At 43.9% G+C, this 22,164-nt stretch carries 18 protein-coding genes; 8 read left to right on the forward strand and 10 right to left on the reverse strand.

Annotation, left to right across the window (positions count from 1 at the left end; translation table 11 throughout):
• Positions 1 to 296: 296 nt before the first annotated feature.
• On the reverse strand, positions 297 to 1,199 hold the full coding sequence (locus J8N69_RS16765) for a LysR family transcriptional regulator (protein ID WP_168822226.1): 903 nt from the start codon (positions 1,197 to 1,199) through the stop codon (positions 297 to 299).
• 119 nt (positions 1,200 to 1,318) lie between these two features.
• Between J8N69_RS16765 and J8N69_RS16770 the strand changes: the two genes are divergently transcribed.
• From J8N69_RS16770 to J8N69_RS16785, 4 genes are all read left to right on the forward strand, one after another.
• The gene (locus J8N69_RS16770) at positions 1,319 to 2,380 is read left to right on the forward strand and encodes a 4-oxalomesaconate tautomerase (protein ID WP_168822225.1); all 1,062 of its coding nucleotides are present in this window, start codon (positions 1,319 to 1,321) and stop codon (positions 2,378 to 2,380) included.
• Positions 2,381 to 2,441: 61 nt separating this feature from the next.
• Positions 2,442 to 3,527, forward strand: coding sequence for a Bug family tripartite tricarboxylate transporter substrate binding protein (locus tag J8N69_RS16775; protein ID WP_168822224.1), 1,086 nt, complete (start codon positions 2,442 to 2,444; stop codon positions 3,525 to 3,527).
• Positions 3,528 to 3,550: 23 nt separating this feature from the next.
• Positions 3,551 to 5,515, forward strand: a complete 1,965-nt coding sequence (locus tag J8N69_RS16780; RefSeq protein ID WP_168822223.1) for a tripartite tricarboxylate transporter permease — start codon at positions 3,551 to 3,553, stop codon at positions 5,513 to 5,515.
• A gap of 265 nt (positions 5,516 to 5,780) precedes the next feature.
• On the forward strand, positions 5,781 to 7,295 hold the full coding sequence (locus J8N69_RS16785; RefSeq protein WP_168822222.1) for an alanine/glycine:cation symporter family protein: 1,515 nt from the start codon (positions 5,781 to 5,783) through the stop codon (positions 7,293 to 7,295).
• A gap of 107 nt (positions 7,296 to 7,402) precedes the next feature.
• Here J8N69_RS16785 and J8N69_RS16790 read toward each other — a convergent pair whose 3' ends face one another.
• From J8N69_RS16790 to J8N69_RS16800, 3 genes are all read right to left on the reverse strand, one after another.
• Positions 7,403 to 7,750: a DsrE family protein gene (locus tag J8N69_RS16790; RefSeq protein ID WP_168822221.1), complete on the reverse strand. Its 348-nt coding sequence runs from the start codon at positions 7,748 to 7,750 to the stop codon at positions 7,403 to 7,405.
• Between the two features lie 139 nt (positions 7,751 to 7,889).
• Positions 7,890 to 10,025, reverse strand: a complete 2,136-nt coding sequence (locus J8N69_RS16795; RefSeq protein WP_168822220.1) for a TonB-dependent siderophore receptor — start codon at positions 10,023 to 10,025, stop codon at positions 7,890 to 7,892.
• Between the two features lie 68 nt (positions 10,026 to 10,093).
• Entirely contained in the window at positions 10,094 to 11,674 is a 1,581-nt protein-coding gene (locus tag J8N69_RS16800; RefSeq protein WP_168822219.1) for an L-lactate permease, read from the reverse strand.
• Positions 11,675 to 11,875: 201 nt separating this feature from the next.
• Between J8N69_RS16800 and J8N69_RS16805 the strand changes: the two genes are divergently transcribed.
• The gene (locus J8N69_RS16805) at positions 11,876 to 12,637 is read left to right on the forward strand and encodes an EAL domain-containing protein (protein WP_168822218.1); all 762 of its coding nucleotides are present in this window, start codon (positions 11,876 to 11,878) and stop codon (positions 12,635 to 12,637) included.
• 167 nt (positions 12,638 to 12,804) lie between these two features.
• Here J8N69_RS16805 and gdhA read toward each other — a convergent pair whose 3' ends face one another.
• From gdhA to J8N69_RS16835, 6 genes are all read right to left on the reverse strand, one after another.
• On the reverse strand, positions 12,805 to 14,157 hold the full coding sequence (gene gdhA / locus J8N69_RS16810; protein ID WP_168822217.1) for an NADP-specific glutamate dehydrogenase: 1,353 nt from the start codon (positions 14,155 to 14,157) through the stop codon (positions 12,805 to 12,807).
• A gap of 654 nt (positions 14,158 to 14,811) precedes the next feature.
• The gene (locus tag J8N69_RS16815; RefSeq protein WP_168822216.1) at positions 14,812 to 15,720 is read right to left on the reverse strand and encodes an NAD-dependent epimerase/dehydratase family protein; all 909 of its coding nucleotides are present in this window, start codon (positions 15,718 to 15,720) and stop codon (positions 14,812 to 14,814) included.
• 10 nt (positions 15,721 to 15,730) lie between these two features.
• The gene (locus tag J8N69_RS16820) at positions 15,731 to 16,444 is read right to left on the reverse strand and encodes a pseudouridine synthase (protein ID WP_168822215.1); all 714 of its coding nucleotides are present in this window, start codon (positions 16,442 to 16,444) and stop codon (positions 15,731 to 15,733) included.
• A 12-nt stretch (positions 16,445 to 16,456) separates the two neighbouring features.
• Positions 16,457 to 17,152, reverse strand: a complete 696-nt coding sequence (locus J8N69_RS16825; protein WP_168822214.1) for a VC0807 family protein — start codon at positions 17,150 to 17,152, stop codon at positions 16,457 to 16,459.
• A 196-nt stretch (positions 17,153 to 17,348) separates the two neighbouring features.
• Positions 17,349 to 18,242, reverse strand: a complete 894-nt coding sequence (locus J8N69_RS16830; protein ID WP_168822213.1) for a ZIP family metal transporter — start codon at positions 18,240 to 18,242, stop codon at positions 17,349 to 17,351.
• Positions 18,239 to 18,847 carry a superoxide dismutase gene (locus J8N69_RS16835; RefSeq protein ID WP_168822212.1) on the reverse strand — a complete coding sequence of 203 codons (609 nt, stop codon included), beginning with the start codon at positions 18,845 to 18,847 and terminating at the stop codon, positions 18,239 to 18,241. The genes J8N69_RS16830 and J8N69_RS16835 overlap by 4 nt, the downstream gene beginning before the upstream one ends.
• Positions 18,848 to 19,117: 270 nt before the next feature.
• Here J8N69_RS16835 and J8N69_RS16840 point away from each other — a divergent pair, with 270 nt between their 5' ends.
• The 3 genes from J8N69_RS16840 to J8N69_RS16850 all read left to right on the forward strand — a co-directional run bounded on the left by J8N69_RS16840 (position 19,118) and on the right by J8N69_RS16850 (position 22,154).
• Complete coding sequence (locus J8N69_RS16840) at positions 19,118 to 20,668, forward strand: sensor domain-containing diguanylate cyclase (protein ID WP_168822211.1); 1,551 nt, start codon at positions 19,118 to 19,120, stop codon at positions 20,666 to 20,668.
• 158 nt (positions 20,669 to 20,826) lie between these two features.
• On the forward strand, positions 20,827 to 21,777 hold the full coding sequence (locus J8N69_RS16845; protein ID WP_168822210.1) for a M23 family metallopeptidase: 951 nt from the start codon (positions 20,827 to 20,829) through the stop codon (positions 21,775 to 21,777).
• Positions 21,681 to 22,154, forward strand: coding sequence for a bactofilin family protein (locus J8N69_RS16850; protein ID WP_168822209.1), 474 nt, complete (start codon positions 21,681 to 21,683; stop codon positions 22,152 to 22,154). The genes J8N69_RS16845 and J8N69_RS16850 overlap by 97 nt, the downstream gene beginning before the upstream one ends.
• Positions 22,155 to 22,164: the final 10 nt, after the last annotated feature.

Genomic DNA, 22,164 nt, shown 5'->3' on the forward strand with positions numbered 1-22,164 from the left:
ACTCTATTAAAGACGCCACTTTGACCTGCAAGTATATAGTATTTAGGTTTCTATGGGATATTGGAGGGAAACTCTTTTCATGGTTTTTCAACTCTTTACTGAGAAAAAACGCTTTAGCCGCCAATAGAAACAATATCAAACAGCCTAGTATCACTGCCTCTTGTGACATACAGCACCCTTTGTATCCCTACTTTAGAGACTCATCATGGCCAATCTCCTTTATAACGAAAAAAATACGACATGTTAAGAGCGAAACAATAGCGCTACAAACGTCAAGTATCGTACCTGGCGTTTTGTCAAGATGGACGAACCGACCAGCGTTCTAAAAGAATGTTAATAAACAAATCAGCAGCAGGAGAAACCGATGTTGAACTGCGTTTTACAAGACCAATCGAGCGGTCAATCTTCTGCCCTTTGAGCGGTCTAGAAGTGAGCACAGATGCACTACTTAGTGGCATCGCTAGTTTAGGAACAATCGATATCCCCAACCCCATTTCCACCAAACCCAATGATGTTGAGAGATGCTGCACTTCGTAAAAACTGTTTAACTGCACCTGATCTCTTGCTAAAGATTTGTCTAACAAAATTCGGTTACCGCTGGCACGCCCAACACTAATAAGTTTATAGGGCTCCATATCAGTCCAAGACACTTCCTCCAATTCACATAACGGATGATCTTTGCGTAAACACACCACAAACGGATCGTCTAAAAGCGGAGTAAAGGACACCTCTGGATGCTGAGCAATGGCCATATTTATACCAAAATCCGCATCTCCACGAATAACTGACTCCAAACCATGATTGGCACTTTCATCTAAAATCTGAATCCGTATACCCGGATAACGCTCGTTAAATACATTAATAACACTCGGCAAAAAATAAAAAGCAGCGGTAGGAATACAAGCAATAGTGACTTTCCCTTTCTGCTGGGAAGCCATGTCCTTTATCCCTAAAACCGATAATTCAAACTCTTCTACCATGCGTCGAGCTTTTGGTAAAAACTCTCGCCCTACCGAAGTTAGCCAAGTTTTTCGAGTCGTTCGTTCAAATAATTGAGCCCCCAAAATAGCCTCTAACTTTTGCATTCGCCGACTCAAAGCGGGCTGGGATAAAAAGGTCAGTTCCGCAGCGTCATGGAAATTCCCAGTCTCCGCAATGCGTATAAAAATAACCAAATCTTTAAATTCTATCTGATGCATTGCCACCTCCTATTGATGCGCCTAACACATCAATTATGGACTATCTTTGCATTTGATGCACGAATATAGAGTGTGAGACTTTAGCTACAAGCTATTACAACAACAAAGGTTTAATAAGAATGTCACAAACCATATCTTGCATCATAATGCGCGGCGGCACCTCTAGAGGTCCCTACCTGCAAATATCCGACCTTCCTCAGGATCGGAATGCCTGCGCAGATGTTTTGTTAAAAATCATGGGGTCAGGTCATGAGCTCCAGCTTGATGGCCTTGGTGGAGGAAATAGCCTAACAAGTAAAGTCGCCATGGTTGGTGCTTCTACTCACCCCGATGCGGATGTTGACTACCTATTTGCCCAAGTTGGCATACTCGATAGAATCGTTGATTTTGCCCCAAACTGCGGAAACATGCTTGCTGGTGTTGCGCCTTACGCCATAGAAACTGGCTTATTTCCTGCTAGTGAAGGAACAACGACAGTACGTATTCATAATCTCAACACCGGAAAGATTATTCATTCAACAGTACAAACCCCTCAAGGCAAAGTAGAATATACCGGCAATACTATTATTAGCGGTACGAACTCACCCGGCGCCCCAATTCAGTTAACATTTTTGAATGTAGAAGGCGCAAAAACAGGTAAGTTATTACCCACAGGGAGTGCTTTGAACATTATCGATTCTGTAGAAGTTACTTGTATTGATGCGGCAACACCGGTTGTTTTAATTCAAGCAAGTGATCTTGGAAAAACCGGTTACGAAACACCAGCAGAACTAGATAGTGACATAGAATTCATGACCCGTTTAGAGGTTATTCGCCTTCAGGCAGGTGAGCTAATGGGAATGGGCGATGTTTCAAACTCAGTGATACCTAAGCCTATTTTACTTTCTCCAGCTCGTTTTGATGGAACCATCAATGCTCGCTACTTTGTCCCACATAAATGCCATAAATCATTAGCCGTTACAGGAAGTATCGCTATTGTCACCGCGTGTTGCCTTCCAGGAACCGTAGCAACAAAGCTCATTGGTAATAAAGACTCCGAGTCCTATTTCACCCTTGAACACCCTTCAGGAAAAATAGAGCTCAGTGCTCAGCGCAAGGAAGACAATTTATCCGCATTGAATAGCGTCTCGGTAATTCGTACTGCCAGAAAAATACTGTCCGGTACGGTTTATCTAAATTAACTCTCAATACAAAAAATAACGTCCGTATTGAATACCCATAAAAACAAGAAAGGAAAAAAACATGAAAAAACTTTCTAAGCTCTTAGGCGTTTCCATCTTATCTTTTGGCTGCCTATTATCTGCTATACCAGCACAAGCACAAGAGACAGAGCTGCCCTCTACTATTAACTGGGCCATCCCATTTGGCGTTGGCGGCGGCACAGATGTATGGGCTCGCTTTGTCGCTCCGCATTTGACAAAAAACTTACCAGGCAACCCAACAGTGGTGATAAAAAACCAACCTGGTGGTGGTTCAATTACAGGGACCAACCTGTTTTTTCAACGTGCAAAAAGCAATGGTGAAGATATCCTAGGGACCTCTGCATCAACATTGTACCCATTTATGCTAGGCGATAAGCGTGTTCGCTATAACTTTGATAAATGGATCCCACTAATGGCCAGCCCAACCGGCGGTGTTGTCTACGTGCAGCCAAACCTTGGTGTCACGTCTGCTGATGACATAACTAAATTGGATGGTGTGACCTTACCTTTTGGCTCTCAAAGCCCAACAGGATTGGAGTTGCCCGTATTTCTTGCTTTTGAAATGCTAGAACTTGATATCAAACCTGTTTTCGGGATGAAAAGCCGTGGCGCTGGTCGTCTTGCTTTCGAACGTGGTGAAGCCAAAATTGACTTTCAAACGTCTTCGGCGTATTTGAGTTCGGTCGTCGACCTTGTTGACAATCAAAAAGCCGTACCGCTATTTTCATTAGGCATTCTTAATAATCAGGGCAAAATCGTGAGAGACCCTGCGTTTGCAGATCTTCCCACTTTTGAAGAAGTCTATGTCAAAAAATTTGGTAAAGAGCCTTCAGGAATGGAGTACACAGCTTATAAAAAATTCTTAGCTGCTGGCTTTGCTTTCCAAAAAGTTATTTTTATTCCAGCAGACACACCAAACGATATCATTAATGCCTACCAAAGCGCCGTAAGAACGATGCTAAAAGATCCTACTTTTATCAAGGATTCTGAAGTACAAGTAGGGCCATACGAAAACATTGTAGGGATTGACGCAGCTCAATACTTGAGTGAAGCGATTGCTGTTTCCCCTGAGTTATATGCTTGGATTTCTTCTTGGCTAAAATCAAAATTTGATTACACGCTGTAATTTTGTAGCAGGAGTTATTGTTAATGATTGAGTTCCTCAGCGCCCTAGATCAAATACTATCGATCACCCACCTCACTTACCTAATAGCAGGTGTACTGGTTGGCCTAGTCGTCGGTATCATTCCCGGACTAGGCGGCATCGCCGGCATGTCTTTACTCTTACCCTTTTTGTATGGAATGGAACCTTCCGTTGGTCTTGGGATGTTGATGGGACTTGTTGCTGTCATCCCTACAGGCGATACATTTACCTCGGTTTTAATGGGCATCCCAGGATCAAGCTCATCGCAAGCCACTGTCATGGATGGTTTTCCTTTAGCTAAAAAAGGCCAAGCTGCACGCGCACTATCCGCTGCTTTCTTATCATCCATGATAGGCGGTGTAGTTGGTGCTGTCGTATTGAGTGTCTTTATACTCGTCGCTCGTCCTGTTGTTTTAGCATTTTCCTCCGCAGAGCTTTTTATGCTCACACTGTTAGGGTTAAGCGTTGTTGCTGCTCTTTCTGGTGGCAATGTATACAAAGGATTAGCAGCGTGTGGCTTTGGCCTTTTAGTCGGAGCCATTGGCGGAGCGCCCGCAACAGGAGAGTTTCGCTTTACGCTAGACATTGATTACCTTTACGATGGCATTCCACTCGTTGTGGTTGGTTTAGGTATTTTTGCTTTACCTGAAATAATCAGTCTATTAGTAAAAAACAGTGCTATCGCCTCTTCACCAAATAAGCTTGGTCATGGTTTAAAACAAGGGTTTAAAGATGTATTCCAAAACCTTCCACTCGTTGGTAAATCGTCCATATTTGGCAGTTTAATTGGAGCCATTCCTGGACTTGGTGGCTCTGTGGTCGATTGGATGACATATAGCTTTGCCATCAATTCTAGTAAAGACTCATCCCAATTTGGAAAAGGTGATATTCGTGGTGTCATCGCGCCTGAATCTGCCAATAACGCCTGCGCATCAGGAAGTATGATTCCGACCATTTTATTCGGTGTTCCAGGCTCAGGTGCGGCGGCAGTTTTTCTAGGCGGTATGCTATTGCTTGGTATTCAACCCGGCGTGTCAATGATATCAACTCACCTTGACCTGACGTACACGATTATTTGGTCGCTTGCTCTTGCCAACATTCTCGGCGCAATATTCTGTATTTGCTTTACACGCCCAATATCACTGCTGACCTACATAAAATTTTCAATACTGACGCCAATCATCTTAACCTTAATACTTTTTGCCGCCTATCAGGCAACACGTAGCCTAGGTGACTTTATTCTACTAGGCGTTGTGGCCACGCTTGGCATCATGATGAAAGGTGCCAATTGGCCTAGACCCGCATTTTTAATTGGTTTTGTCTTGTCTTCAGGAGCCGAAAACTACTTTTTCCAAAGTATTCAATTTTATGGCTACGATTGGTTTTTGCGTCCGGGTGTTATCACTATTGCCGCACTCATCATTGTTGGTTTTGTGCTACCTCCCATTCTGAAGAGAAGAAAACAGAAAATGAAGCCAGAACAACTCGCACAAGACAAAGAGCAAAACAGTATGACCAAGACTGTCTCTTGGACAGATTGGGGAATCATCGCTGTTATGGGAGGCTCTGCTACCTATGCTCTTATTAATATCTGGGATGCCTCGACGTTAACAAAGGCCTTCCCCATCATAGCCATTACAATTGTCTTGTTTTCTATTGTCATGATTGTCAGCAAATACATTAGAGAGAAACACACTAAGGTGTCATCAGATCTCGCCATGAATCTGGTATACATAGTAGGCTTCTTTTTCATTGCATATGGCTATTATTTGTTTGGCTTTATTTCAACGACATTTGTGTTTTCTCTCTTATTTTTGAGATTTCTAGCAAAAGCGTCTTATGTAAAGTCGACGACCATCGCTATTGGCTTGGTCATTTTCTTAGTCACCATGGGTAGAGTGATGAATGTAGACTTTCCCGAAGGTCTTTTTGACCCTTACCTTTTAAGTGCAATAAAAACCGTTATCTAGCCACGTCTGTTCTTACCTAAGCGTTTTAACGTTGAATCCCGTTACTCATTTATTGTAGCGGGATTTTTTTTCATTACTCGTTACTTACAAATGGATCTCATTGTTTTTTCATGCTAAATTCGCCCAACTATGGTGCACTTTGTACGCAATATACAAAGCGCATAATTGTATATTTGGCATAATAATTGCTTTATATCTAGTGACACCCTAGTTAATCATAACAACAAAATAGAGCTCACAGAGCTCATCTTATCGAGGACTATTTATGCAAGCATTCATTGATTTCTTAAACGGAGTCATTTGGAGCCCTGCCCTAATTTATCTATGCTTAGGCGCTGGCTTGTTTTATTCAATATTGACACGTTTTGCCCAAGTTCGTCATTTCAAAGAAATGTGTTCAATTCTATTAAATTCCAGCGATTCAGACAAAGGCATTTCTTCTTTCCAAGCGCTTGCGGTGTCTCTATCTGGCCGCGTTGGCACAGGTAATATCGCCGGTGTTGCGGCCGCCATTGGTTTTGGTGGCCCAGGGGCGGTATTTTGGATGTGGGTGGTGGCTTTCTTAGGCGCCAGTACAGCTTATGCAGAGTCCACATTAGGCCAGATCTACAAGGTTAATGAAAACGGTCAATATCGTGGTGGCCCTGCTTACTACTTTGAGCGCTGCCTAGGCTGGCGTTGGTTAGGCATCTTATTTGCGTTGTCCTCTATCCTTGCCTGCGGTGTTTTCTTACCGGGTATTCAAGCCAACTCCGTTGGTAATGCGGTAACACAAATCTTTGGCGAAGGCGTGATTGTTTCTAGCTCATTCGGTGAAGTAGGCTCGACCAAACTGGTTGCGCTAGCGGTTATCCTAATGGTGCTAGCATTCATCATTTTCGGTGGTATCAAACGTATCGCTAACTTCACTCAAATCATCGTGCCATTCATGGCGCTTGGTTACATTGTGATGGCATTGATCATTGTCTTCCTAAACCTAGACAAAGTACCTGGCATTTTTGGCTTAATCTTCTCTGATGCCTTTACGGCTCAAGCGGGCTTTGGTGCAGCAATTGGTTGGGGTGTAAAACGTGGTGTTTACTCTAACGAAGCGGGTCAAGGTACAGGGCCTCATGCTGCTGCTGCGGCTGAAGTTCAACACCCTGCTCAACAGGGCCTAGTGCAAGCTTTCTCTGTTTACGTGGATACGCTATTCATTTGTACGGCTACGGCTTTGATGATCTTGATCACACAGCAATACAACGTACAAGGCTCATTGCCTGATGGCCAATTCATCGTACAAAACGTTGATCCTTCTACCATCATTGCGTCGCCTGCCTTTACTCAAATGGCATTGGCAAGCGTATTCGGTAATTCAGGTCCGGTGTTTGTGGGTATCGCGTTGTTCTTCTTCGCCTTCACCACTATTTTGGCGTATTACTACATTGCTGAAACCAACGTGGCTTACCTACGTCGTGCATTGAACATCAACATATCATTGACTTTCGTTAAGCTGCTGATCATGTTCATGGTGGCATACGGCACCGTTAACACTGCGGGTTACATCTGGAACCTAGGTGACGTTGGTGTGGGTCTAATGGCTTGGCTAAACATCCTTGGTATTCTGACCATTTTCTTTATGGCCAAACCGACGATGAAAGCGTTGCGCGACTATGAAGAGCAAAAAGCCGCTGGCGTAAAAGAGTACACATTTAACCCGAAAGCCCTTGGTATCAAAGGCGCAGACTTCTGGGAAAAACGTTACGACGAACAACAAGCTGAAAAAGCAGCCGACAAATAGTCATAACGCTTGAAAGGAAAAATATAGATATAAAAAGGGTCAGCTGCTTACAGCTGACCCTTTTACCTTCTACACCACCTAACGTCTTCTGTACTATGCAAACATCACTAAGGCTTGATATAAGCAAAGCCATCCGCTTGCTTCTCAATTAAGGTCAGCACGCCAACAGGCACCACTTTCACATACTCAGGCAAAGAATCAACCGCCATGCCTGAGCCATTAAGTGAGTTCTGACACACGGCAAACACAACTTTTTTGCCAGCTAGCGCCTCAATCCCATCGATATGGTTTAACAGGGCATTGCCATCAAAAGCCAATACTGCCTTGGCGTTCGTTAAGACCATAATATGCGATGACGCTAGATCTACCGCCTTCACAAGATTCCGTACATTCGCTAAAAGCAACGGCCATTTATCCACTTCATCGATATGAAACACCACTTTTACAGATTGCATTACACCCTCCATTAAAATCACTGTCCGATTAATTAAACGCTAGCGTAAAGCAAATATAGAAAACAAAACAGCCGGATAAAATTAATTTTATCCGGCTGTTTTTAAAAGCGACGTCGATAGAATGATTTAAAATTATGACTTAAAATTGATAGTTAAAAGACCCAACAATGGTGCGCCCAGAGCCAAAGAAACAATCACCACGCGCGAGGCAAGTTGCATAGTAAGGCTTGTTTTCTACATTACTAACATGCAAAGAAGCTTCCCAGTTATCGCGCCCATAAGCCAGCATCGCATCGAGTAAAGTAACGTATGGCGTTTTCACTTTATCCGCCCCACCCCAACTTGAGCCAACATAACGCAAGCCAACACCAGCGCGAAGACCTTCGACGCCCAACAATTCAGCAAGTTCGTGTTGGCTCCAAAGCGAAGCATTGTGCTCTGGAATACTAGCGATGCGCTTTCCTTCATTGGCTCCTTTCAGCACTTCAGTATCACTATAGGCATAATTAGCAATCAATCCCCAATGATTACTAAGCGCAGCTTTTGCCTCTAGCTCGACGCCTCGCGTACGGGTTTTACCCGCTTGAATAGAATTGCTCGCATTATTAGGGTCTGTCATTTTACGATTTTTTTCATGCAGATTATAAATCGTCGCGGTATATAGGCTGTCCGATCCGATTGGTTGATACTTAACCCCGACTTCTGTTTGCTCACCGCGAATAGGCTTAAAAGAATCCCCATAGAAATTCACTCCCATTACCGGCGTAAAGGATTCAGAGTAACTAATAAAAGGATTGACCCCCGAGTCCATCTGATACATCACGCCAACACGTTTAGTAAAAGCATAATCTCTATCGGTATCACTGCCTTCTGTCCGGTTAGTAGATGAATCATAACGACCGCCCAGCAAGGCTATCCAATGATCACCCATATCAACCTGATCTTGAAGATAAACCCCCGTTTGCATCAGCGTATTGATCTTTATATCGCTATAGTCACTTGCTGTAATCGGGGTGTAATTACCATAAACAGGCTCATACACGTTAATATCCCCAATGTCTTGCAAATAGGCCGTTTTACCACCACTTTCAGCATGCTGATAGTCGAGTCCTACCAACACATTATGATTGATCTTACCAACCGAAAAATTAGCTTGCGCGCGATTGTCTGCCGTTAACGCATTTAAATAACTGTGCTTAGAGTAAGCAACACGAGCTATGTCACCATTCGCTTTCAGGCTTGGTGTAAATATCGGATAGATGGTTTGGTATACGACGTCACTTTCTGAATAACGTAAATTCTGACTTAGCTGCCAAGTATCGTTAATACGATGGCGGAGCAACGAGGTGATTGCTGTTTCATCTGCATCATACTTGTCAAAGTCGGGCTCAGAAATAAAAGTATTACTGGCTATTGTCGGCAAACCATAAGGCGCATCATATAAAGTCCCATAAAGCGGTAAGAACTGAGAAGATGTACCGCTGTGGTCTTCTTGTCGCAACATAGAAACCATCCATTCGGTATCTTTTGATGGACGCCACGTAATTGAAGGCATTATTAACCGTCTGTCATCATCCACATGATCTACTTGAGTGTCACTGTCACGCCCTAAAAGTACAATACGGTAAAGCAGGCTTCCCTCTTCATTTAATTTGCCCGTGGAATCGAGGGAAACTTGTTTGCGGTTATGGTTACCGAGTTGTAACTCAACCTCATTTGATGGGGTTTCTTGGGGCCTTTTAGAAACCAAATTGACAACACCGCCGACCGATCCCTGCCCATAAAGAACGGAGGCTGGACCACGAATGACATCGATACTTTCTAAGGTATAAGACTCAGTACGAGGGGTAGAATAAAAGCCAAAAGATTTTTGTAGACCGTCCAAGAAAATAACCGGATCTGAACCACGAATTGAAGTAGCGTCTCCTCGACTATCAAAGCCATAGCGCTCAGCCCCCACACCAGCGGAATAACGTAACGCCTCACGAACACCGATTGCACCTTGATCGTCCATTTGATCTCGAGTAACCACAGAAACCGACTGCGGAGTTTCGGTGATAGCGATATTTGTTTTTGTTGCACTAACACTACTTTTAGCAACATACCCTTCAACCTTCTCGCCTTCCTTTGGCAATTTTTCATCAACCACTTCTATCGTACCAAGTACTTCTTCCGCATACCCAGATGCTGAATAAACAGGTACAAGCAAGACGCAAGACGAAACCAGAACATTAGTCGTTCTTAAAACAGCTCTTTTGCTTTTGAGCAGAGACATTCAATCACCCTTATCATTATATAATAAACCATCAAATGATAACGAGATTGATTATCAACATCAATATATTAATGCAGCCACACCAGCGAAAACAACGCCGCCACCAACGCATAAGCCAACATCGGGATAATGGTTCGCTTGATAATAAAGCCTTCTTTGTTGCTTACGCCCAAAATCGTCGATACCGCAATAATGTTATTAATACACACCATGTTTCCCATCGCTGCGCCTGCCGACTGCAGCGCCAAAACCAAGGTAATAGGCAAGCCTACTTTTTCAGCAATGCCTAGCTGAATCCCACCAAAGGTTAAATTCGATACAGTTGCCGAGCCAGAAAAGAACGACCCAAGCGCGCCAAGCAGCGCCGCCGCGTAACCCCAACTATCACCCAACCATCCAGCAAAAGCTTGAGCCAACAACAGCATAGGCGCTTGACTGCCGCCTTGCATCATCAAGTTCACCATGACCAACGCCCCCATCAAAGACACCATAGGCAAAAGCAAACGCTGCCCTGTGTCTCGTAACGAAGCCATAACCAATGTCCGTGACATACCAAATAAAGGCACACACACCAATACCACCAGCAGAAACGGAATCACGGCGGGAACATACAGACTTTTATATTGCCAACTCACTCCCGTCCCCAAGATATTATTAAGGCTTAGCACTAAGGCTTTGCTTATTTCAAACTCCGCCGCACCCAATTGCCATCCCCACAATGGCGACATGGTATTGAGCACCTCCTTTATTCCCCACTGTGGCACACGCGTGACAATCAAAATAACAATCAATAAAGCAAAGGGTACAAAAACCTTCACCACACTACGGGTTTTCATCACTCTGTCAGGCAATTCAACTTCTGTAGACACAGATAAGCCGATGCGTTTTTTCGCTAACCACACATTTAATGCCAACCCAATCGCACCACCGATGAGTGCCGGAAATTCATAGTTCCATTGCGCAAACAACATATAAGGCAGCGTACAAGAAAGCACGCTCAGCAAAATAAAACCGGCATTGTGTCGAATTTCCTGCCATCCAAGCAAAAATCTCAACGCAATAAAAGGAATCACCAAGGCCGCGATACTGTTCAATAAAGCCGTTTGCCTAGCGATCTCCATAAGCTGTGTCTCGGACAATGATAAGCCCGACAAACCAAACCAAATGGGCGTCCCGACCGCCCCAAAAGACACAGGCACAGAGTTCATCACTAATGCAAAAATCGCCACAGGAATAGCAGGAAAGCCTAAACCGACTAAAATAGGCGCCGCAATCGCCGCTGGCGTACCAAAACCTGATGCGCCTTCAATCATAAAGGCAAACGCCCAACCAATGATCATCAACTGAGCCACTTTGTTACGGCTGATGCTTTTTAGCCACTGGCTCAACACGGCTTCAGCACCAGAAAAATGCAACACCCGGTTCAACAAAATAGCGCCAGCCACAATCGAAATCGGCGTCAGCACAGACAAGATACCCGCCACCACATTCGCCATTAACAACACAAGGTCCGCTTCAAACAAAAGCCACTGAATCAAGGCAATTAACAGCGCCGTGACGGGCAAGGCAATATGAGAGGGTATCGCATTACGCTTTGTCATTGCCCACATTAATAATAAAATTGGCAACCCTGCTATCACTGTATTCACTCTTATTTCACCACTTTAAAAATACATAATATTAGTCAATACGCCATGCAAGACTGGAAAATAAAGCCCAAAAGCTCTATTGTCTAAAACTATAAAGCCACGGTTTGACTGGCAAAGTCACAGCATTGGAAAGTAACCTAACTCGTATGGGTAGGCTTATTTTTTGTCATATTACAGCAAGAAGAAAAGAGAATAGATGACATGAAACAAAAAGACTTTCGAAAACTAGGTTGCACAGAATGCTCAACTGGCTGTGACTTAGGTTTTGACTTCACCATGGCATTTCAGCCAATCATTAACAGCCAAACTAAAACCGTCTTCGCTCAAGAAGCCCTCGTTCGAGGCTTAAACCAAGAAGGCGCTTTTCACGTTTTCCAAAACGTCAACGACACGAACCGCTATCGTTTTGACCAAAGCTGCCGCGTCAAAGCAATCAAATTAGCGGCCAAACTGAATATTCACCAGCACAGCTTTCTCAGTATCAATTTTTTACCGAATGCCGTATATAAGCCTGAACTCTGCATCCGAACCACGCTAAACGCGGCCGAAGAATACCATTTTCCCAAAGAAAAAATCATTTTCGAATTCACCGAAAACGAACAAATCACCGACAGCAGCCACTTAGAATCCATCATCCAGCACTATCAGCAACAAGGCTTTCTTACTGCAACGGATGATTTCGGCTCTGGGTTTAATGGTCTAAATCAACTTGCGGACCTAAAAACCGACATTACCAAAATCGACATGGCATTGATCAAAAACATCGATCAAGACAAAAAGCGCCAAATCATTGTACGTAATTTAGTAAACTTATTTAACGAACTTAACATGCTCGTGGTCGTGGAAGGTGTCGAAACAAAAGCTGAATACCATACATTACAAGAAATGGGGCTTCATCTGTTTCAAGGTTACTACTTCGCTCGCCCAAGTTTTGAATCCCTTGCCGAGATCAACTGGGATTAACCCAAAGCAATAAAAAGGGGACTACCGCCACGCCAGCCAACATCCCTGTCTGGCGTGGCGGTAGTCCCCATCACTAAGCTAACGACAAACCTAATTGCCCCCTCCAAAAAAATACATCAACGACCTCTCAATAAAAGCCGTTTCTTTAGGTTGGGACGATAGCAAAGCTATACAACACCCTGCTCAATCATGGCTTCTGCGACGCGTCTAAAGCCCGCGATATTCGCACCTAATACAAGGTTACCAGGTTGACCAAACTCTATAGCAGTATCATTCGCTGCATTGAAAATATTTTTCATGATCACTTTCAGCTTGTCATCCACCTGCTCAAACGTCCAGTTTTGCATGCTCGCATTTTGTGCCATTTCTAACTGGCTAGTAGCAACCCCACCAGCATTAGCGGCCTTGCCTGGACCATACGCGATGTTCGCCTCAATAAAGGCATCCACCGCCGCTTGAGTAGATGGCATGTTCGCGCCTTCACTCACAACGACACAACCATTGGCCAACAATGCCTGAGCGTCTTCTAACGTCAGTTCATTCTGTGTAGCACAAGGAAAAGCGGCATCCGCTTTAAAGCGCCATACAGCATGACCGTCCGCTGGATAATCCGACTTTGGAATGTATTGAGCATCACTATGCTTTTGTAAATACTCAACCAAGCTGACGCCACGCACTTCTTTTAATTCTTTTAACAAATCAAGATCGATGCCTGCCTGATGATAAATCGTGCCACGTGAATCCGAACAACTAACCGGTATCGCACCAAGCTGATAAAGCTTTTCAATCGTATAAATAGCAACATTACCTGCCCCTGAAATTAGGCACTTTTTACCTTCCAACAAGCCGCCACGAGCCTCTAGCATATACTGAGCAAAATACACTGCGCCGTAACCTGTTGCTTCCTTACGAACTAAAGAACCACCCCAAAGCAAACTTTTCCCGGTCAGCACGCCTTCATAACGGCCAGTCAAACGTTTGTATTGTCCAAACATATAGCCAATTTCTCGTGCGCCAACGCCGATATCACCCGCAGGAACATCCGTGGTTGGGCCAATATGTCGATATAATTCGGTCATAAATGATTGGCAAAAACGCATAATCTCGCCATCGGAACGGCCTTTAGGATCGAAGTTAGCGCCGCCTTTACCGCCACCAATAGGCAACCCTGTTAACGCATTTTTAAAGATTTGTTCGAAGCCTAAAAATTTAATGATGCTGGCATTAACACTAGGATGAAAACGTAAGCCGCCTTTATAGGGGCCAAGTGCAGAGTTAAATTCAACACGGTAACCTTTATTGACTTGAATATTACCCTTGTCATCTACCCAAGGCACACGAAACATAATTTGACGTTCAGGCTCAACGATACGTTGTATTATCGCTTGTTTTTGATAGCGATCATTGCCTTCTAACACGGGTCCAAGTGAGTCCAGCACCTCTTCTACCGCTTGGTAAAATTCAGATTGAGCAGGACTGGTACGTTTCAAGTCAGAAATGGTTTGATGAACATAAGTCATAGAATATTGATTCCTAGTTAGTAGTCAAAATATTGTTTCCATTTTATTAATCATCAGATAATAACGGCATGGGTACTTTCTAAGTGTTTTAATCACACTGCTTCACTGAGTGATGTTGTGACGACACTCGTTATATAAGGAAAAAAGTGGGGACAACTCATGCTCTTGATGCTTAATTGAGCGGGTTCATCATCGTCGTTAGCAAATTTAACAACCAAGACAAATAACCTATCGCTCCAAATTGGTGCCGTAGATTATATGGAAAATACTTAAAATCGTAATATTGACCTGTTAGTTTTGCTGAAAAACAGTCAATGCTGCTAGATTTTTGAAGTGTTATGCATGGAATAAACCAGAGAATTTATAGAAAACAGACGAATTATCTTATCAAAACAATGGATTTTTCGTGCATTATTGCGGGTCGGTACAATTTACCGCTCTTGACTATGTCAATTATAATGCGGAAAAACAATCCATTAAATACTTATAAATCATATATATAAACAAAAATAGCACAAATGCACCATCTATAAACAATGGATCGCACCAAAAAGAACCAAAAAAAACACTCCAAAAAAAACACCAAAAAAAAACACCAAAAAAAAAGCGCCTAAGATAAGACGCCATTTTTCGTTAGCAAATTAATGACAAACATCACTCACTTGGCGCTTCAACATATTTACGCCAGTTATGTTGCTCTTTAAATCCTAGCACTTCGCGGATTTTACGGTTCGAAAACAAGGCCTCGTGCTCGCCCATTTCACGAGTCATTGGCACATTAGGATAAAAGCGCTCGGCTAATTGTTGGGTAGGAATAATCGCGCCATTGTGATCATTACCAGCGTTAAAGAGTTGGAAACCTAAACCGTCTTTTTGCAAGCATAAGTCAACAATTTGCCCCAGATCACGGGCGTCAATGTAACAAAAGGCATTTCTGCGACGCACTTCAGGGTTTTCGAAATAGTTCGGAAACAGCTCCGCGTATTCATGTGGCTCTATCACATTACCAATGCGCAGGGCGTAAATATCAATGCCTGAACGACGTTGGAAACTGCGCGCGGTTTTTTCGTTCACCACCTTAGATAATCCGTAGCTGTCCATAGGATCAACATCGTAATCCTCTTCTAACGGCAAGCAATGCGGATTGGTTTGACCATCTGAAAAACAGATACCGTACGTGGTCTCAGACGAGGCAATAATCACCTTTTTAATGCCAAGCTTCACCGCAGCCTCAATAACGTTGTAGGTTCCTAGGGTATTCGCTCGAAAGGTTTCATTATCTGGGTTGATCAAGATTCTTGGTACGGCGGCAAAATGCACCACGGCATCAAATGTTGGCACCCCAGTACCAGGCTCTAATTCATCAAAACCGGCATAGGAACTCATGGCGTTAAACATTTGGCCGGAATCGGTAATATCGGCAATAAGATTATCGACGCGCGGGTGATCCAAAGGCACCAAGTCAACATTAAGCACTCGATGACCTTGGTCTAGAAGATACGCAACCGCATGTCTTCCCGCTTTTCCTGATCCACCTGTGAACAATATACGCTTCGCTGTCATCGCTTTGACCTCAATTAATTGACTTAGTAATGAAAGACTCTACCTCATTCTTTGACAAAAAACGCCATTGCCCAACGTCAACATCAAGGCAAATATCGCCGATTTGCTCTCGATGCAAGCTCACCACTTTATTACCAACGGCGGCAAACATGCGTTTTACTTGATGAAATTTGCCTTCCGTGATGGTTAAAAGCACTTCTTTCGGAGCAATAATGTTTAATTTGGCGGGTCGTGTTAACCGCTTCTCACCTTGAAGCGGTAAGCCACGTTCAAATTGCATGACTAAATCATTGGCTGATTCTGGGGGGATGTCTCGAGACAACCGAACACGATACACTTTAGCGCAATCATGGCGCGGCTGTGTAATATAAAAGGACCAGCGCCCGTCATCAGTGATCAACACCAAACCTGTCGTATCGGCATCCAAGCGACCAGCAATGTGCAGCTCTGAAACGCTATCCACAGGCAAATAGTTGAACAAGGATGGGTAGACTTCATCGATATTAGAACAGACCGTCGACGCGGGTTTATTCATCAAAATATAACGAAAATCGCGCGCCTTCAGCTTACTACCACTCAACAGCACCGTATTGTTTTCATGCACCTGAGTCGCTTCATTGGTCACAAGCTTGCCATTAACACTCACCTCCCCAGCCAAAATACATTGGATCGCTTGGTGTTTACATAACTCGGTGCTTTTACAAATAAACTTATCTAGGCGCATGATGACCTTACTTTATTTCTTCACCATTAAATCTTCTAACTTCAAGCCCGTAGCTTTGTGAATGCTGCGCCACAAGTAATAAAAGATCGCCATCATCATCACCATAGAGGGAATGGCAATCATCGGATAACTATACAATGTCATCTGACCCAGCTCTTCATTGAAAGCGGCCGTGCCTGCTGGACTGGTCACAATCCATTTAGCGAGTATGTAATTCATCGTGGCGGAAAAGGCAAAAGACCCGGCAACAAAATAGGTGGCCTTCATTAGCTTATCTTCAAAAGCCGCAACGCTGTTGTTCTCTTCTAACTTCTTTTGGATAACCTCTACATCCATAATAGCCGCGTTAAACAACAAGGCTCTCACCAAAGGATAAGGCGTAAAAGTAGATACCAGCACAGCAAGTCCTATCACAGCAGGAATAGCCGCTTCTTTGATCGCCAACCATTTATTATCAAGTTCAAACAGACCAATACTGCCTGTCAGCAAAACACTCACCAAGCCCAATAACGCAATGAAATTAAATTTTCTGTATTTGACTAGCTCAAAAAGCCCCCAACCAAGTGGAAAAGCAAGCGCAAGAATAAGGCCGCCACTCACGCCTAATTTATCTTCACCGCTTAGCTTCATCAAAATAAAAGACGGTAAAATAACACTAACAATAAGATCGACCATTGGGCGAGGTTTGTGTGCAGGAGTACTATTCATACGTTTATCGTTCCAAGTTAAATTCGAATACCAACAATCAGATTTCTACACGAAGTGGCAAGCCTAATAGTGAATCAGGACTGATAGCCATTATACAGAAAAAAGGACGCGTTATGCGCCTACAGAAATCAGAAAAGTCAGACCTCAAAAACGTCGCTTTCAACCATCACTGTTTGGCGGCGCGATGATGACGCTATTACCCCAATGCCGTGTCAAGCAACATCATCAAAACGAACCCTAACATCAGGCCTTTCGTTGCCGCAAGCTCATGTCCCTGACGATGGGACTCTGGGATCATTTCATGGCTGATCACAAACAACATAGCCCCAGCAGCCAGTGCCAAGCCCCAAGGTAACAGCAGACTAGACTCTCCCAACAGCGCTGCGCCAATCACCGCCATAACAGGCTCCGTTAATCCGGATAGAACCGCAATCGTCACCGCCAGTATTCGACCATACCCCACCGCTAACAGAGCCATGGCCACCACCAGACCTTCAGGAATATCTTGTATTGAAATCCCTGTCGCCAAGGCCGTTGCCGCCAAAATATCACCACTGGCGAAAGACGCCCCGATGGCCAAGCCTTCTGGAATATTGTGCAAAGCAATAGCGAACACAAACAACCAGCTACGTCGCAAAGTTTGACCATGCAAACGATCTTCGTCTTTAATAAAATGCTCATGTGGCACCAGACGCTCTAACAACAACATAAAAGCACCGCCCAGCAAAATAGCCAATCCTACACTGCCAGAGCCATACCAAGCCGTCGCACCACTATCCGTTAGCAACGCCAAAGCCGGAATAATCAACGAAAACATGCAAGCCGCCAGCATCACCCCCGCCCCAAACCCTAGCATCACATCATGCAATTTTTGCGATAAATGATGTAGAAATAAGGCGGGCAATGCGCCTGCGGCCGTTGCCGCCGCCGCGATAGCACCAGCATAGAAGGCATAGCGCACATGAGAGTGCTGTTGAAGCAGCAAAACAAACTGCTCCAGCGCGGTATAAGCCCCCAATAATAAAATCGTGCTTCCTATTAGCTTACGAACACCAAACCGCGGCAGCCATGGCAACAAAAATAACTTCATGCTGACTCCTGATACCACAAAGCCACTTGCGGCCAATTAACAACATTAAAAAAAGCCGCCACATAGTCTGGGCGCTTATTCTGATACTGCAAATAATAGGCATGCTCCCACACATCTAACCCTAATATGGGCGTTAATCCATCCATTAACGGACTGTCTTGATTGGCGCTACTAGTAACCTGCAACTCGCCTTGTGAATCTTTCACCAACCAAGCCCAGCCACTGCCAAATCGACTCAGCGCGGCCTGAATAAAGCGCTGCTTAAACGCGTCAAAACTGCCAAAACTTTGCTGAATGGCTTCCGCCAATGGCCCTTTGGGTTCGCCACCGCCCTCTGGTGACATGACCAACCAAAACAGACTATGATTCGCATGACCACCGCCATGGTTACGCACCGCCCCCTGCAAGTTTTCTGGCAATGTCTTAATATCAAGCAATAAACGCTCAACAGGCCAATTCGTATAAGCGCTCCCCTCTAAAGCCGCATTTAGACCATTTACATACGTCTGGTGATGTCGACTATGATGGATTTCCATGGTTAACGCATCGATATGCGGCGCTAACGCTGTGTAGGCATAGGGTAAAGTAGGCAAGGTAAAAGTCACAAAGTACTCCAAAAAATCAAATAGTAAGAATAACCATTATCATTTCGATTTATAGCAAAAACAAGCCCTATCTTGTCTCTTCTCTCTATCAGACTGATAGAGAAACAAACTAGGTTAACAATGGGTTAACAATTCACTACGTAATAACAAAGTTTCTCACTGCTTGTTTACATTAGAATTTGTTAACATACAGGCGTTTTTTATATCGCCCAAAACCTTAAGCTCTCCTATCTACTGGCAGGAAGTGATGCTCTGTACAGGAGAGTTGAGTTGTTTCGTTTAAATCTACAAAAACTCTTTTTATTACTAACGGTATTAGCCGTCTTATTCACTTTTGCCAATAGCTATTACACCACCTACCAAGTTCAAAAACAGCGACTAATAGACTCGACGCTAGAAGCCAACCGAGTGTATGCAGCCAAACTGGCAGAAACCACCAATAATTCCTTAGAAAGCTCACAAAAACAATTAGCGTATAGCGCGGCGGTGTTGGCCAAAGACTTTACCAACGAAGCACTATTGAACGAAGAAGTAAAAAGGCTCTTCCAGCAGTCTAATTATTTTAACTCTGTCTCCATTGTGAACTCCAAAGCCATTGTCGCCGCTATATTCCCTCTCACTATTCCGGTGAAAGGGAATACTTTGTCAGATGGCGCACGCCAATCCTTCAACACTCGCAAACCTCTAGTTACCGACCCATTTATTGCTCCTACTGGTCGATATTTGGCCAGCGTTTCACACCCTATTTACCACGAAAACGGTGATTACCTCGGCTACATTGCCGGTACCATTTACTTGAATCAAGACAATATGTTTTTTAAATTACTCGGACAACATCCTTACAACGATGGGTCGTATTTATACGTTGTAAGCCGACAACGAGAAATTATTTATCATCACGATCAACACCGTATTGGTCAACACATTGAAAATAACCCGGTACTAAATGCTGCTGTAGACGGCCAATGGGGCAGTAGCATAGTCGTTAACTCATTAGGCATTCCAATGATCGCAGGCTATGCCCATATTGAGCGAGCAGGATGGGGGATCGTAGCGCAGCGCCCTTTTGAAAATTCCATGGCGGAACTCGACATACAACTTATGGAAGTTGTCCTCAGAAGCTTGCCCATATTGCTTTTAACCCTGCTGTTAATTTGGCTCGCCAGCCGTTACATCACTAAACCGCTACAAGCCTTGGCAGACCACGCTAAAGATATGGACAAAAGTGATGCTGAACATAACATCAATCAAATTAAAGCATGGTACTTTGAAGCATTCGAATTAAAACAAGCAACGTTACGGGGACTAAGCACATTAAATAGCAAAATCTATCAGCTCAATGAAGACAGCTATACCGACCCACTAACCCAACTTTACAACCGTAGAGGCTTAGAAAGCGTGTTAAGCCAATGGGAAGAGCAAAAACTCAGCTTCGCTATTATTGCGCTGGACATTGACCATTTTAAATTAGTAAACGATACATTTGGACACGATGTGGGCGATGAGGTTCTACAGAACTTATCGGCCATTATACGTCGCAGCTCAAACACCAAAGCCATATTGTGTCGTAACGGGGGAGAAGAATTTCTCATTTTATTACCCGCCACATCGCCCCACCTAGCGTATCGACACGCAGAGAAAGTGCGCATAGAAATAGCAGCATTTAATATGCCCACTGCAGGAAAAATCACCGTATCCTTAGGCATCTCGTTTTGGGATGCCGACAGTGACAACAGCATAAAAACAGCCCTCAAAACAGCGGACACCGCTCTCTATCAAGCCAAGCGCCAAGGCCGAAACTGCAGCGTTATTGCTGAATAATAAAAGCACCATTGACCTTAAACCGCTTTTACATAAACCTACCGTCAGCGTATAAACACAAAATGACGCTAGGCGAGAGTATACAAAAGTATACAAAAGTAGATACTATGGGTAATGGACTTAAAGAAGACGATGATTCGGGTAAATAAACAATTACAATGAAAGACAATATAACGGTATCCGTTTCTTCAATTCATGGGACAAAGCACTTTAGTTTTGGTAAAAAAACACGCCATACGGCTAAATTTATTAGCTATACGATTTTTATTGTTATTTTGCTCACCGCAGGCATCATTTATTACTTAGTGAACGATGCGGAATCATCAAAACTTAAATTGCTTGAGCTAGAAAATAAGTCTTCCTCATTAACCAAAGAATTAACCTCGCTTACCGCCTTAAAAATAAGTCTAGAGCAAGATTTATCAGAACGTGAAGAGCGCATGCTCGTGGTTGCCGACCGGCTGGACGACCTGGAAAAAGTATTGGGCATGGGCGACCAAAACAATGTCGAACTTAAATCTCGGCTAGACACCGCCACCATGAACTCTTCCATGCGGGTGGCCATGTTAACGCAAATACCGAGCGGCGCTCCGGTAAAAAACGCCCGAACCTCTTCTAGCTATGGCGAGCGACAACACCCAGTCCTTGGTATAAAAAAGTTCCATCGAGGACAAGACTTTGCGGTGAACACAGGAACCCCCATCTACGCGCCAGCTGATGGCACAGTAGAAGTGATACGACCAAGCAACAAAGGTTCAGGCAATTTTTTGCGTTTATTACACGGATACGGCTTCTCCAGCTCGTACTCTCATTTAAACAAATTCGCCGTTAGTCGTGGGGACTTTGTAAAAAAGGGTGATTTGATCGCCTATTCAGGTAACAGCGGCCTCACGTCAGGACCGCATTTGCACTATGAAATCAGGTTTATAGGACGAGCATTAGACCCCAAGCCATTTCTGGATTGGCATGTCGACAACTTTGATACAATTTTCGCAAGAGTGGGAGGAATACAGTGGGAATCTTTAGTGGGCAAAATAGAAACAAGAGTCAGTCAACAACTACAACTCTCATCGCAGCAGGCTGTTCAATTAACGGGCACCTTAAAGTAGAGAATTACCTACAAATTGATGGCCATGTTGAAGGTCAAATAGAAGTAGCCAATCAACTAAAAATCAGTGAATCTGGCAACGTACTAGGCGAAATCATTACCGAACGCCTCATCGTTAATGGCAGCTTTGAAGGCACTTGCCATGCAAATCATGTTGATATTTTGAGCAATGGACGAGTCAGCGGCATAGTTTACAGCGACAATCTGAGCATTGAGCCTGGTGGGAAATTCACTGGGGTGACTCATCCTTCTGAAAAAATGGCTTCAAAACCTGAGATAAAGGCACCTGAAATAAAGGCACCTGAAATAAAGACAAAAGAAACTCAACACTTAGATAAAAAAGTCGCCTTAATTAGTAATGACCCGCCTTTAACCTAAGGCGGTCAGA

The organism is Marinomonas profundi (genome assembly GCF_020694005.1).
GTDB lineage: Bacteria > Pseudomonadota > Gammaproteobacteria > Pseudomonadales > Marinomonadaceae > Marinomonas > Marinomonas profundi.